Raw genomic sequence first — 13,810 nt, 5'->3', positions numbered from 1 at the left:
AAATGGCTGCTCAGAGCCAGTCTTAGGCTCATAATCCTGTATTCACCTTTATTTTGAGTCAAACCGTTGTTATGAGTAGCCCCCAACGCCGCATTCTTGTTACCTCCGCTCTTCCTTACGCCAATGGTCAAATCCATATTGGGCATTTGGTTGAGTACATACAAACTGATATTTGGGTTCGCTACCAAAGAATGCGTGGACACGAAGTCCATTATGTTGGCGCCGACGATACTCACGGCACGCCGATTATGCTGCGCGCTGAAAAAGAAGGTCTCACACCAAAAGAACTTATCGCCAATGTTTGGAAAGAACACAAGCGTGATTTCGATGACTTCTTAATTTCGTTTGATAACTACTACACGACTGATAGCCCCGAAAATGAAACACTTTCTCGGAGCATCTATCTCAAATTACGTGATGCTGGACTAATTGAGAAAAGGGCTATTGAGCAAGCCTACGATCCCGTCAAGGAAATGTTCTTGCCTGATCGCTTTATTAAAGGCGAGTGCCCTAAATGCGGTGCCAAAGATCAATACGGTGACAATTGCGAGAAATGCGGAGCAACTTACTCGCCCACGGATCTTAAAAATCCGTTTTCAGTAGTCAGTGGTGCCACTCCAATTAAAAAAGTTTCAGACCATTATTTCTTTAAACTTTCCGATCCCCGTTGCGAGGCATTCTTACGCGAGTGGACGCAAGTGAAAACCCCCCTTCAGCCCGAAGCCCGCAATAAGATGAAAGAGTGGGTTGGCAATTTTGGTGAAAGCAAGCTTGGCGACTGGGATATCTCCCGCGATGCCCCTTACTTCGGCTTTGAAATTCCAGATGCCCCCGGCAAGTATTTCTATGTATGGCTCGACGCTCCGATTGGTTACTATGCCAGCTTTCTCAATTACTGCCAAAGCAAAGGCCTAGACTTTAACGAGTGGGTTAAACCAGAGACCACTACCGAGCAATATCATTTCATCGGCAAAGATATTCTTTATTTCCACACCTTATTTTGGCCAGCCACTTTGCAGTTCGCCGGCTATCGCACTCCCACCAATGTGTTTGCCCATGGCTTCCTTACCGTCGATGGTGAGAAGATGAGTAAGTCTCGCGGTACATTAATCTCAGCGCACAGCGTAATTGAGTCTGGTTTTAATCCAGAATGGTTCCGCTACTACTTCGCTACTAAACTTAATGACAGCATGGAAGATTTGGATCTTAATCTTCAGGATTTTGTTGCTAGAGTCAATAGCGATCTATTGGGCAAGTACATCAATATAGCGAGTCGTAGCGCAGGCTTCTTAGTCAAGCGCTTTAGTGGCGTCGTTTCTGATGCAGCTATGAACCACCCTCTGCTCATAGAGATTAAAGGTGCTAGCGAAAAAATTGCCCAGCTTTACGAGGGTCGTGAGTATGCCAAGGCATTGCGCAGCATTATGGAATTAGCCGACAAGGTCAATAGCTTTGTTGATGAGAACAAACCTTGGGAGATTGCCAAAAGCCCAGACCGTGAAGCTGAACTTCAACCGGTTTGCAGTGTGACCTTAGAGGCTTTCCGCTTGCTGACGCTTTATCTCAAACCGGTCATCCCTCAAGTAGCCACTGGTGTAGAAGAATTCCTTTCCATCCCATCACTGAGCTGGAAAGACGTGAATACACCTCTTTCAAGCAAAAATCCCATTCATGCCTACAAGCACCTAATGACTCGTGTAGAGGCGCCTCAAATCGATGCATTACTGCTGGCAAACCAGTAGAAATCGGGCAAAAACGGCTTTTTTTGGGTCAATTAAGGCCAAGTCGCTTCCGCCGCTATAAAAATCGTTAATAATGATGGAGGCTGCCCCTGCTTGGGGTCATAGTAATTTTATAAGTTATTGAATTAATTGAGTATTTTAGGAAACATGATGGCACGTTATCAGTCCGAATTCACTACGTTCTTAAATGAGCTGAAATCCGAGAAGCCCCAGCTGGAAGCCGAGCAGCAAGCAGGCCGCGCCCTCCTCTGGGATCAAGAGCCTCAAACTGCAGAGGATTTGCGCCGCGCAAAAGTCGCCAAATTAAAGCAACGCTCTTACGTTTACTCGAATGACTGAGCCAAGCGCCCAGCCGATATCTGATTTACTGGATAGCACTCCATCAGTTACTGATGGGATGTCATCGGCCTTTGCAAAACTCTATGGTGAGCCATTATTCAAGCTCCCTACCGATCTCTATATCCCACCGGATGCTTTGGAGGTTTTTCTTGAGGCATTTGAGGGTCCTCTTGATCTTTTGCTCTATTTAATTCGTAAGCAAAACTTCAATGTGCTTGACATCCCGATGGCGCAGGTGACCCAACAATACCTAAGTTATATCGATCAAATTCGTCACCACAATTTAGAGCTTGCCGCAGAGTACTTATTGATGGCAGCCATGCTAATCGAAATTAAATCGCGCATGCTTCTGCCAATGAAGAAGGCAGATAGCGATGAAGAGGTAGAAGATCCTCGCGCAGAATTAGTACGCCGCTTGCTTGAATACGAGCGCATGAAATTGGCTGCTCAAGAACTTGATCAAATACCTCAACAAGGCCGCGATTTTCAAATTGCACATGGTCATGTTGACACCACTGTTGCCATCACATGGCCTGAGGTCAACTTAGACGATCTACAAATGGCTTGGCGAGATGTTTTGCATCGCGCCAAACTCAACCAACACCACACCATTACACGCGAAGAACTCTCAGTGCGGGACTTTATGACGCGTATCTTGCGCCGCCTGCAGAGCACCCGCTTTGTAGAGTTTGGTGAACTTTTTGAAGAAGCCATCAAATCTGGCAAAGGCGTACCCGTGGTGATTGTGAACTTCATCGCGATGTTAGAGCTCTCGCGCGAAGCGCTCGTAGAAATTACCCAAGCAGAACCCTATGCACCAATCTACGTGCGACTTGCTTACACACCTAGCGCATGAAAATAATTAGCGATATTCAGGAGCTGCGCGATCACTTGCGCGGACAAAATCGAGCCTCATTTGTACCGACTATGGGTAATCTACATGAGGGCCACCTCTCTTTAATGCGCCTTGCGAGGCAACATGGAGACCCGGTGGTTGCTAGCATCTTTGTAAATCGCCTGCAATTCGGTCCAAATGAAGATTTCGACAGCTATCCGCGCACTATGCAAGCCGATATCGATAAGCTAGAAAAAGAAGGGGTCTATATCTTATTTGCCCCAACAGAGCGCGATCTCTATCCCCAGCCGCAAGAATATCGCGTAGAACCTCCCGAGCAACTAGGAAAAATTCTTGAGGGCGAGTTCCGTCCAGGATTTTTTCAAGGGGTTTGCACCGTTGTTTTAAAACTATTTTCTTGCGTACAACCTAAAGTGGCAGTATTTGGCAAAAAGGATTACCAACAGCTGATGATCATTCGTCAGATGGCCAAGCAATTTGCATTGCCAGTCGATATTATTCCTGGCGAAACGATTCGTGCTGACGATGGTCTCGCCCTCTCCTCACGCAATTCTTACCTAACGCCTGAGCAACGTGTAGAAGCCCCGCACTTACAACGCATTCTCAATGAGGTGCGCCATCAAGTATTGGATTTAAAAGATCGCAATAGCGCCTCTCTGAGTCAAATTGAAAAGCAGGCCGTTGAGCAGTTAGTGAAACGTGGCTGGCAACCTGATTACATCGCCATCCGTCAGCAAATTGATTTATCTATCTCTTCAGATGAAAGCCTGCAAAATGGTGAATCACTCGTCATTTTGACCGCTGCCAAAATTGGCAATACCAGGCTCATCGACAACTTAGAAATCTAAAGCTTTATCTAAAAGTTTTTGACTTGAGCTAGCCTGCAGAAATTAGGATGTCAACAACACACCCACCCTCTTTCGCGGCGCTTCGCATTCCAGCATATCGCTTCTTAATTAGCGCGTTCTTGCTAACCATGATGGCTGACAACATAGAGCATGTCATTAGCTATTGGATGATGTTTCAACAGTTTCATTCTCCAGAGTTAGGTGGCTTTGCAGTCATTTCTCACTGGTTGCCCTATCTGGTCTTTTCAGTCCCAGCTGGCGCCCTTGCAGACCGCTTTGATCCGCGCCGCTTAATTCAAATTGGCATGTTGATGTTCATGTTTTGCTCACTTGCTTGGGGTTATTTCTTCCTCACAGACTCTCTGCAACTATGGGAGGCAATGGCTCTTTTAGTGTTGCATGGTTGCTCCGGCGTACTGTGGATGACCTCCACTCAAATTATTCTGTATGACGTAGTTGGTAAGTCGAATTTGCCTAGCGGAATTCGCCTCTTAGCAACGGCTCGCTATCTTGGCCTATTAGTTGGTCCAGCGGTTGGCGCCCTCATGATGCTTGGCCTGGGGCCAAAAGTGGGCATTATCCTCAACGCTTGCTTCTATCTACCCAATCTGATTTGGCTGATGAACGCCCCCTGCGGACCCAAATTTAGAGATTCCCCCATTGCACCGCCGAGGGCTTTTAAAGGCTTTAAAGATATCTTCATCACCGCTCAAGAAATTGCCCATGAGCACAAAATCACTTCAATGATTTTGCTCGCGGGTGCTTCATCATTTTTCATTGGCAATAGCTATCAAGCGCAAATGCCAGGCTTTGCTCAAGATTTAGGGCATGGCGATCCGGGCATTCTGTATAGCACCTTACTGGCGGCTGATGCTGCCGGCGCATTACTGGCAGGTTTGCTGCTTGAAAGTCGTGGGGGCATTCTGAAAACAAGCCCCATTACTGCGATTGGACTGGCTGTCTTATGGTGCGCTTCCCTACTGTGTTTTGCCCTATCTGAGCAATATCTTTTGGCAATCCTCTGTCTATTTATTGGCGGCTTTTTTGAGCTTTCATTTAACTCAATGGCTCAAACCATTGTGCAACTCAATGCGCCACTTGAGATTCGTGGCAGAGTGATTGGCTTATTTAATATGTCAGCACTGGGTATGCGTGCAGGGGCTGGTATTACTGTTGGCCTATTAGGCGGCATGATTGGAATTCATTGGTCACTGGCGATTTCAGCAACATGCCTGATCGCCGTGTCCAGCACGCTCTATTGGCGCTTTAAGCACAAATTTTAGAGCTCGAAAAACTGCCCTACTTCGAGTTTTAACTCTTTTGCAAGCTCAGCACCATTCACCTTGGCTGCAGCCCCCTTCGCCTTCAGAACCTCTATCTGACCACCATGACAGCCCACAAAGAAAGAGTCCAAAGTAATTTGAGTAACCTCCCCAGGCTTGCCTTTCACAGCCCCGTAGGTGGCCGCAACATGCTTATGGCAGTCATAAATCTGCACCTTTTGCTCGCCAAACTTGGTCCAGGCACCAGGCGCTGGATTGCAGGCCCTAATTAAGTTGTAGATCTGACCAATGTGAGTTGCCCAATGAATTTTGGCAGCGTTAGCATCAAACCAACCCTCATAATTTGCCAGTGATTCATCTTGCACGAGCTCTTGGTGTTTGCCAGCAACCACTAAATCAGCAGCCTCAAGCAAGGCTTGAACGCCTAAGGGGAATAGATGATCAAAATAGACTTTTCCAAGAGTGTCATCTGGGCCAATGGAGACCTCTTTCTGCAAGATCACCTCACCCTCATCCAAGCCATCGGAAGGACGGAAGATCGTTAAGCCAGTCTTCTCTTCGCCCAAGGCAATCGCCCAGTTAATGGCACTGGGACCACGATATTTTGGCAGCAAAGAGGGGTGATACTGAATCGTGCCATGAGGCGGCAGCTTTGCCAATTCCTGAGGCACAAATTGCAACACATAAGCCATGACGCAAATATCCGCTTTGCTATCAATCATTGCTTGAGCAGCATCCGCTCCTTTTAGAGAAGCAAACTGCAAAGGGGTAATACCCCTAGCTATGGCAGCCGCTTTAAGCGCCTCAGGCTTGGATGATTTGGGGTTATCAGGTGGGCAGAAAACAGCTACCACTTCATCGCCGCGATCCAAAAAAGCTTCGAGAGTTGCCTTACCAAAATCCGCACTACCAATCAATGCAACCCGCATATTAGATGACCTTATCGTGACGCAGAGAAATCAATTCATCCGTTGTAAATCCAAGCTCACTGAGAATTTCATCAGTGTGCTCACCCAGCAGTGGTGAGCGTGTTACTTCAGTTTCGCTATCCGACATCTTAATTGGATTGCCAACCGTTAAATACTTGCCACGAATCGGATGATCTACTTCAACAATAGTCCCTGTATCACGCAATGACTGCTCTTCTGCAATCTCTTTCATCGATAAAATGGGGCCGCATGGAACGTCATATTTATTCAGAATATCCATTACCTCGAACTTGGAGAGCGTCATCGTCCACTTTTCAATCTCAGCAAAAATCTCCATCAAGTGCGGCAAACGCGCCATTGGTGATGCAAAACGTACATCAGTAATCCAGTCTTCACGACCTATTACTTTGCAAATTGCCTCCCACACTGGGGCCTGCACCACCACATAAATATATGAGTTTGGATCAGTTTCCCAGTCCTTGCACTTCAAAATCCAGCCGGGCTGACCACCACCTGAGGCATTGCCAGCACGAGGTACTGACTCACCAAAGGTGCCATTCGGATACTGTGGATATTCTTTCATCGTACCGTTGCGCTCAAGGCGCTGTTGATCACGCAACTTCACGCGACACAAGTTCAATACAGAATCTTGCATAGCTGCCAACACTTTTTGGCCGCGGCCAGAATGGGTGCGCTGGTAAAGTGCAGTAACGATACCCAATGCCAAATGCAAGCCGGTACCACTATCGCCAATTTGTGCGCCGGTGACCATGGGTGGGCCATCATCAAAACCAGTTGTAGATGCAGAACCGCCCGCACATTGCGCGACGTTTTCATAAACCTTGCAATCCTCGTATGGACCAGGGCCAAAACCCTTAACCGAAGCCATGATCATTTTTGGATTGAGCTCTTGAATGCGCTCCCAAGAAAAACCCATACGATCTAATGCACCAGGTGCAAAGTTCTCAACCAGTACATCACATTCTTTAATCAAACGCTCCAAGATTTCTTTACCGCGTTGAGTTTTAGTATTAACGGTAATGGAACGCTTATTGTGATTGAGCATCGTGAAATACAAACTATCGGCATCCGGAATGTCACGTAATTGACTACGGGTAGCATCGCCCTCCCCTGATTTCTCCACCTTGATTACATCAGCGCCAAACCAAGCCAACAATTGCGTACAGGTTGGTCCCGATTGAACGTGCGTAAAGTCGAGGATTTTGACCCCCTCTAGTGCTTTTGCCATGGTTTAAGTCCTAATAAGATTGAAATTTTTGAATTAAGCCAATTTTACCAGCGGCAAATCTCAAAATATCATGGATGCCCTGTTTTTGGGCATAACCTAGGGAGAATCCTATGTAGGGTTTACAAGGCAAGAAAGACGGGTTTTCATGAATTTCTTGCTGGTTTGAGGGCTGGAAATGCCTGCAAAATAGAAAAAGGCGCTCACTAGGAGCGCCTTTTGTGCAGCACTAAGAAATCGTGCTTACTAAAGACGGTAATTAAACCGCTTTAGCTTCGTGCAACTTGGCAATTTCTTCTTTGCCATAGCCAAGGTCAGCCAATACTTCATCAGTATGCTCACCCAAGACTGGTGAAGGGCCAACTTCAATTTCCAAATCGGAGAACTTGATTGGGCTACCAATGGTCAAATATTTGCCACGTACTTTGTGGTCAACTTCAACAATCGAACCACTCTTACGCAAGTCTGGTGAATTAGCCAACTCTTTCATTGACAATACAGGGGCGCAAGGAATATCAAACTTACGCAAGATATCTACCGCTTCATATTTAGTCTTGTCTTTGAGCCAATCTTCAATAGTTGCAAAGATGTCAAAAATCTTATCCTGACGAGCTTCTGCAGTCATGTAAGCGGGATCTGTAGCCCACTCTGGCTTACCAATCGCTCTAGTGATTGGCTCCCAAGCATGGCCTTGAATTGTGAAGTAAATGTAGGCGTTTGGATCAGTTTCCCAACCTTTACATTTGAGAACCCAACCTGGTTGACCGCCGCCGCCAGCATTACCACCACGTGGTACTACATCAGAGAATGAGCCGTGTGGGTATTGTGGGTACTCTTCGAGGTAGCCAATTTTGTCCAAACGCTGTTGATCGCGCAACTTCACGCGGCACAAATTCAAAACAGCATCTTGCATTGAGCAAGATACTTTTTGACCTTTGCCAGTTTTTTGACGCTGCATCAATGCAGTCAAAATACCAATCGCCAAATGCATACCTGTATTACTATCACCTAATGCAGCAGCAGAAACAGTGGGAGGACCATCCCAGAAACCAGTTGTGGAAGCAGCACCACCAGCACATTGCGCTACGTTTTCATATACCTTTAAATCTTCATATGAATGACCATCGCTAAAGCCCTTTACTGAGGCCATGATCATTTTTGGGTTCAATTCTTGAATACGCTTCCAAGAAAATCCCATGCGATCCAAGGCGCCTGGGCCAAAGTTCTCAACCATGACGTCGGAAGTCTTGATCATTTTTTCCAATACTTCTTTACCTTCGGCAGTCTTTGTATCCAAAGTTAAAGAGCGCTTATTACCGTTCAACATGGTGAAGTACAAAGCATCAGCACCAGGAATATCACGCAACTGGCTACGTGTTACGTCACCAGAACCAGGGCGCTCCACTTTGATCACGTCAGCACCATACCAAGCCAACAATTGAGTACATGCAGGACCTGCTTGCACGTGTGTGAAATCGATAATACGAATACCTTCTAATGGTTTAGTCATTGTTGTTTCTCCTTGAATTTGTGTAACAAATATAGTTAAGCTTTAGCTGCAGCAGTAGATGGATTTAAGTTGGTTAAACGCCCACTTTCTGTGCCGGCTGTTTCATCAATCACTGCGTTAATCAAAGCAGGCTTGCCAGCTGCAATCGCTTCAGTTAATGCTGCTTCCAATTCTGCGGGTGTTGTTACATAGTAGCCAACACCACCAAATGCCTCAATCATCTTGTCGTAACGAGCATCTTTCACGAATACAGTTGGCGCAACATCAGCTCCGCCGGTTGGGTTCACGTCAGTACCGCGATATACGCCGTTGTTGTTAAAGACAATAGTAGTAATTGGCAAGTTGTAGCGACAAACTGTTTCTAATTCCATACCGCTAAAACCAAAAGCACTGTCACCCTCAACTGCAATGGTTGGCAAGCCACTAGTTACAGCAGCACCAATAGCGTAGCCCATACCAATACCCATGATGCCCCATGTACCAGAGTCAAAACGTTTACGTGGCTTGTACATATCTACAATTGCGCGGCAGAAGTCGAGTGTATTTGCACCTTCGTTTACCAAATTAATATCTGGGTTCTTTTTAACAACATCACGAATCACGCGCAAAGCGCCATGGAAGTTCATTGGTGACACTTCCTTAGCCAGCGTCTCAGCCATCTTCGCTAAGTTCTTATCTTTCTTCTCAGCAATCGCCTTTAACCATTCCGCGCTTGGCTTTGGAACAGCCGCTATGCCTTTTAATAACTCGCCAACACAGGAACCAATATCACCAATTAATGGCGCATCGATTTGTACGTTACTGTCGACTTCGTTTGCTTGGATATCAATCTGAATAAATTTCTTCGGCTCTTTACCCCAAGTCTTACCCTTGCCATGCGCCAATAACCAGTTCAAGCGAGCACCAACGAGCAATACGGCATCCGCTTCAGCCAATACATAAGAGCGTGCTGCTGAAGCAGATTGTGGGTGGTTGTCAGGCAACAAACCCTTAGCCATCGACATTGGTAAATATGGAATGCCTGATTTTTCAATCAAATCACGTACTTGTTGATCCGCTTGAGCATAAGCAGCGCCTTTACCCAAGAGAATCAATGGACGCTTAGCGCCCTTTAAAACATTGAGCGCACGCTCAACTGCATCAGGAGCAGGAATTTGACGTGGTACTGGATCGATTACTTTGAAGATAGACTTTTTGGCCTCTTCGACAGGCATGGTTTGACTGAGCAATTGTGCTGGCAAGTCCAAGTAAACGCCTCCTGGACGACCAGAAACTGCCGCACGAATTGCGCGCGCAAAACCGATACCGATATCTTCGATGTGATTAATACGATAAGCAGCCTTAGCGTAAGGCTTGGCAGCATTGAGCTGATCCATCTCCTCGTAGTCACCTTGTTGCAAGTCAACGATTTCACGCTCACTGGAGCCGCTGATCAAAATCATTGGGAAGCAATTGACTGTTGCATTTGCTAATGCTGTTAAGCCATTCAAAAAACCAGGCGCAGAAACAGTCATGCAAATACCAGGCTTTTGCGTCATGTAGCCAGCAATCGCAGCGGCATTACCGGCGTGCTGCTCATGACGGAAGCCGATAAAGCGCAAACCTTCAGCTTGAGCTAAACGGCACAAATCGGTAATTGGAATGCCAACTAAGCCAAAAATATTTTCAATGTCATTTGCTTTGAGGGCTTCGATTACTAAGTGAAAGCCATCGGTTAACTGTGGGGATTGATTATCTGTTGTCATAGGAATTCATTAGGTTGTTAGTATTTCCAGGGGAATTTAAATGCTCCCGCCCAGACTGTGATGAATCTTAGGCCTGAGGTAAAGCTTCATCATTGACTTTGGTCAACTTCCCCCGAAATGAGGGGGCGGCAGGGAAAAAACTTATATGAAAAGTTCGGCGTGCTTGGTTTTGAGTCTGCTCAAAGTCTCAGGTGACAGATTTAAGTAAGCGGCCAACTCTTTTTTCGGCAACAAGTCGAAGAGTGGCTCATACTTTCTCAAGAAACGCTCTACCCGACCCGGGGCATCAAGCATATGAAGAGTGATGGTATGCGCCATGATTTCGCTCATGAGGCGCATTACTTCAAATTCAAAGCTTTCTTTTAAAACCGGGTGTTGCTCAAGAAATTCAGCCCATTTTTTAAGCGGCATACGAGCTACGCGCGCTTTAGTAACCGAAGCAATGCTGTATGGGGCGGCCGTCTTGAGACGCCAAGCAGCATAGCTAGTCTCAATGTCCTTTTCGATCGCAAATCGCAAAATCATTTCTTTTGCATCTGGACTGGAAACAATGCGCTTGAGGATGCCATCTAGAACAAAGTATTGCTCCATTTGATGATCACCTTGATGGAGCAGGATTTCAGATTTCTTTAAATCCGAAATCTCTAAACAGCGTTCTAAATCGGCCATGGATTGGGCATCCAAGCTTTTTAAAACCGAGTTTTGGCTCAGCTGCAAGCGAATCAGGTTTTTTTCGGGGTGCTTATCTAATACTGTCATGAATCCTCAATCCTAGAGGCTCCATTGTAGGCTTTTTCAGGGTAAAACCTGTGAAAGAGTTATAAAAACCCGCTGTCCATTAAGCTATAATAGCTGGGTCGTGGTGCTTTATTGCAGTGCAATAAAGTTAAACGGGAAACACTAAACGTGTGCTGCCCCCGCAACGGTAAGTAAATGCGCCCTTAAGCTGCAATTTTGGGTGTCAGGAGTCTGAATGAGCCACTGTGCGCGTCAATTGCATGGGAAGGCCAGATTCTGAGATTTACTAGCCCGGATACCGGCCAAGACAGGTGGAATTTTTGCGGACGGGGAACTTTCGCACGCCGATGAAGCGCCCCTGCGCCCAATTGACGTCTATACCCCTGCCTGTGAAATTCTGTTCGGCCCAGCTTACGGGGAAGTTAGCTTGGCGATTCGAAGGCAGAAGGTTCAATATGAAGCAGCAGTTCAGCATCAAAATATGCGCACTACTTTGTGGCGCGGTAATTTGCATCCCATCCATCAATTCCTTTGCTCAAAGTTCCGCAAACGTCACAGTAGCAACAGCTCCCAACCCTATGGATCCTGTGCTCGTCACCGCCAATCGAGCGCCAACTTTGGCAACTAATGTATTGGCGGACTACGACTACATAGGCCGTGAGGAAATTGAACAAGCTGGGCAAACCAGTCTAGTAGATTTACTTCAAAGACAAAGAGGAGTCCAAATAACCAATGGGTCGGGTGGCTCCGGAAACTCAGGAGCATCCGTGTTTCTTCGCGGAACCTCTAATTCACAAAGCATTGTATTAATAGATGGTGTTCGATCAGACTCCGCCTTTAATGGTGGGCCTACATGGGAATCCATACCCCTGCCCTTAATTGATCATATCGAGATCGTCTTTGGCCCACAAAGTAGTCTGTATGGTGCTGATGCCATTGGCGGTGTAGTGCAGATCTTTACCAAGGATGGCAATGGGCCCGCCAAGGTAAGCGCATCTACTGGATATGGCACCTATGGAACCAGCGTTAGTAGCGCTAGCATTTATGGCTCGACTGATAGCGATCAAAAAATTCGTTATTCATTGGGGGTTAGTGAGTCACTATCAACAGGCTTTAATAGCGTTGCTAGCAATAATCCGTTTGCACTAACGGCCATGAAAACAGGTTATGTACAAAATGGTGTTACCGGAAAGCTTTCACAAGAATGGGCTCAGGGGCAAACATTTGGATTTCAGATGATGCAAAGTCGTATGAACTCACAGGTACCCCAATTTAATACCCTCGACTACTACAATAATTCCAGTTGGTCTACAGGCATGGTCTCTGGAGCCCCAGGTCCGCAACAAGCCCAAAATACGATTTCACAAATTGGGATTTACACACTGTTTTCAAAAAATCAAATCACTGATATCTGGAAAAGCTCATTACAAGCATCGATTTCAAATAACAATGGACAATCCATTCAAGACGCAACGCCATATAGCCCAGCCTATAGCCCATACATTAATACCAATCAAAACTTATACACATGGCAAAACGACATTAGCTTAGGCAGCGATCTTTTGCAGATTTTGGGTGAAAGAAGAACTCAAAGCGTGAAATCACTGCAATATAACTCTGTTGCTGATTACAACTTTAATAATGGAATAAGCTCGACAACAGGGCCATCTACAGGCTTTAGTCAGACGAGGGACACCAATTCAATAGCAGCATCATATCAACTCAAACGAGGCGATAATCTAGCAAATATCTCTATTCGTAATGACAGTATTTCAGCCTACGGCCCTCAAACAACAGGGGCAATTTCTTATGGTTATTTTTTCACCAAAGAATGGCGAGTAAACATTAATTACGGCACTGGCTTCAGAGCGCCAAGCTTCAATGACCTGTATTACCCAGGATACGGAAATCCCAACCTTCTTCCAGAGAAAAGTAAAAATACTGAAATAGGGATTCACTATGACACAAGCAACTATGAGGCTCATTTAGTTGCCTACGACAACAGCATCAGCAATATGATTCAATCAGGCCTGGTTGGGTGCACGGCACAAGCCATTCAATTTCTTGGCGGCTGCGCTAATAATGTCGGATACGCCCATATCACTGGCATATCCTTTGGTGGGATGGCAAAAGTTAGTAACTTCACATTAAAAGGATCGATTGATCAAGAAAACCCTGAAAATGTTACTGCTGATACCACTCTGTATAAAAGAGCACGCACCTTTGGGAATGCCTCAGCAGAATATGCATATCAGAGATTGATTGCTGGGTTTGGCGGCACTTTCTCGGGGCAAAGACAAGACATGCCTGGATTTGATGCCACAACTTTTGCGCCTTATAGCGGACAAATGGGGGGCTACTCTATATTTAACTTATATACAAGTTATGAATTTGAAAAAGATTGGACTGTATTTGCCCGCTGGAACAATATTTTCGATAAGCAATATCAATTGACCTATGGTTACAACACTATGGGCTCCAATGTCTTCGTGGGAATTCGCTACGCAATGAAGTAAACCTCTAAGGACCCCTATTTAGGGGCCCTTCCCTAAAGAAAAACATAGTCCAATGTTG

At 46.0% G+C, this 13,810-nt stretch carries 11 protein-coding genes and 1 riboswitch; of the genes, 6 read left to right on the top strand and 5 right to left on the bottom strand.

Annotation, left to right across the window (positions count from 1 at the left end):
* The first annotated feature begins 71 nt into the window (after nucleotides 1–71).
* From metG to BOQ04_RS04395, 5 genes are all read left to right on the top strand, one after another.
* On the top strand, nucleotides 72–1,742 hold the full coding sequence (gene metG, locus BOQ04_RS04415; RefSeq protein ID WP_076023568.1) for a methionine--tRNA ligase: 1,671 nt from the start codon (nucleotides 72–74) through the stop codon (nucleotides 1,740–1,742).
* 150 nt (nucleotides 1,743–1,892) lie between these two features.
* Complete coding sequence (locus BOQ04_RS04410; RefSeq protein WP_076023567.1) at nucleotides 1,893–2,081, top strand: DUF3460 family protein; 189 nt, start codon at nucleotides 1,893–1,895, stop codon at nucleotides 2,079–2,081.
* A complete protein-coding gene (locus BOQ04_RS04405; protein WP_076023566.1) occupies nucleotides 2,074–2,937 on the top strand; it encodes a segregation and condensation protein A in 864 nt (287 codons plus the stop codon). Before BOQ04_RS04410 ends, BOQ04_RS04405 begins: the two co-directional genes overlap by 8 nt.
* The gene (panC, locus tag BOQ04_RS04400; RefSeq protein ID WP_076023565.1) at nucleotides 2,934–3,785 is read left to right on the top strand and encodes a pantoate--beta-alanine ligase; all 852 of its coding nucleotides are present in this window, start codon (nucleotides 2,934–2,936) and stop codon (nucleotides 3,783–3,785) included. Before BOQ04_RS04405 ends, panC begins: the two co-directional genes overlap by 4 nt.
* A gap of 47 nt (nucleotides 3,786–3,832) precedes the next feature.
* Nucleotides 3,833–5,068, top strand: a complete 1,236-nt coding sequence (locus tag BOQ04_RS04395) for an MFS transporter (RefSeq protein ID WP_076023564.1) — start codon at nucleotides 3,833–3,835, stop codon at nucleotides 5,066–5,068.
* Here the strand turns inward: BOQ04_RS04395 and BOQ04_RS04390 are convergent.
* The 5 genes from BOQ04_RS04390 to BOQ04_RS04370 all read right to left on the bottom strand — a co-directional run bounded on the left by BOQ04_RS04390 (nucleotide 5,065) and on the right by BOQ04_RS04370 (nucleotide 11,257).
* The gene (locus BOQ04_RS04390; protein WP_076023563.1) at nucleotides 5,065–5,997 is read right to left on the bottom strand and encodes a methionyl-tRNA formyltransferase; all 933 of its coding nucleotides are present in this window, start codon (nucleotides 5,995–5,997) and stop codon (nucleotides 5,065–5,067) included. The genes BOQ04_RS04395 and BOQ04_RS04390 overlap by 4 nt on opposite strands.
* 1 nt (nucleotide 5,998) lies before the next feature.
* Nucleotides 5,999–7,246 carry a formyl-CoA transferase gene (frc, locus tag BOQ04_RS04385; protein WP_076023562.1) on the bottom strand — a complete coding sequence of 416 codons (1,248 nt, stop codon included), beginning with the start codon at nucleotides 7,244–7,246 and terminating at the stop codon, nucleotides 5,999–6,001.
* Nucleotides 7,247–7,502: 256 nt separating this feature from the next.
* Complete coding sequence (gene frc / locus BOQ04_RS04380; protein WP_076023561.1) at nucleotides 7,503–8,753, bottom strand: formyl-CoA transferase; 1,251 nt, start codon at nucleotides 8,751–8,753, stop codon at nucleotides 7,503–7,505.
* A 35-nt stretch (nucleotides 8,754–8,788) separates the two neighbouring features.
* Complete coding sequence (gene oxc, locus BOQ04_RS04375) at nucleotides 8,789–10,498, bottom strand: oxalyl-CoA decarboxylase (protein ID WP_076023560.1); 1,710 nt, start codon at nucleotides 10,496–10,498, stop codon at nucleotides 8,789–8,791.
* 141 nt (nucleotides 10,499–10,639) lie between these two features.
* Complete coding sequence (locus tag BOQ04_RS04370) at nucleotides 10,640–11,257, bottom strand: Crp/Fnr family transcriptional regulator (RefSeq protein WP_076023559.1); 618 nt, start codon at nucleotides 11,255–11,257, stop codon at nucleotides 10,640–10,642.
* Between the two features lie 84 nt (nucleotides 11,258–11,341).
* Nucleotides 11,342–11,557, top strand: a riboswitch (cobalamin riboswitch).
* 134 nt (nucleotides 11,558–11,691) lie between these two features.
* Here BOQ04_RS04370 and BOQ04_RS04365 point away from each other — a divergent pair.
* On the top strand, nucleotides 11,692–13,752 hold the full coding sequence (locus BOQ04_RS04365; RefSeq protein ID WP_076023558.1) for a TonB-dependent receptor domain-containing protein: 2,061 nt from the start codon (nucleotides 11,692–11,694) through the stop codon (nucleotides 13,750–13,752).
* The last annotated feature ends 58 nt before the right edge of the window (nucleotides 13,753–13,810 follow it).

The sequence above is a fragment of the Polynucleobacter sphagniphilus genome (assembly GCF_001953355.1).
GTDB lineage: Bacteria > Pseudomonadota > Gammaproteobacteria > Burkholderiales > Burkholderiaceae > Polynucleobacter > Polynucleobacter sphagniphilus.
Note: the sequence above shows the minus strand (reverse complement) of the source record. Positions and strands in the feature narration are given on the sequence as shown.

Coding starts and splice junctions, on each gene's coding strand:
- panC (WP_076023565.1), top strand. CDS start 2,934: ATGAAAATAATTAGCGATATTCAGGAGCTGCGCGATCACTTGCGCGGA.
- frc (WP_076023562.1), bottom strand. CDS start 7,246: ATGGCAAAAGCACTAGAGGGGGTCAAAATCCTCGACTTTACGCACGTT.
- BOQ04_RS04370 (WP_076023559.1), bottom strand. CDS start 11,257: ATGACAGTATTAGATAAGCACCCCGAAAAAAACCTGATTCGCTTGCAG.
- BOQ04_RS04365 (WP_076023558.1), top strand. CDS start 11,692: ATGAAGCAGCAGTTCAGCATCAAAATATGCGCACTACTTTGTGGCGCG.
- BOQ04_RS04410 (WP_076023567.1), top strand. CDS start 1,893: ATGGCACGTTATCAGTCCGAATTCACTACGTTCTTAAATGAGCTGAAA.
- frc (WP_076023561.1), bottom strand. CDS start 8,753: ATGACTAAACCATTAGAAGGTATTCGTATTATCGATTTCACACACGTG.
- BOQ04_RS04395 (WP_076023564.1), top strand. CDS start 3,833: ATGTCAACAACACACCCACCCTCTTTCGCGGCGCTTCGCATTCCAGCA.
- oxc (WP_076023560.1), bottom strand. CDS start 10,498: ATGACAACAGATAATCAATCCCCACAGTTAACCGATGGCTTTCACTTA.
- metG (WP_076023568.1), top strand. CDS start 72: ATGAGTAGCCCCCAACGCCGCATTCTTGTTACCTCCGCTCTTCCTTAC.
- BOQ04_RS04390 (WP_076023563.1), bottom strand. CDS start 5,997: ATGCGGGTTGCATTGATTGGTAGTGCGGATTTTGGTAAGGCAACTCTC.
- BOQ04_RS04405 (WP_076023566.1), top strand. CDS start 2,074: ATGACTGAGCCAAGCGCCCAGCCGATATCTGATTTACTGGATAGCACT.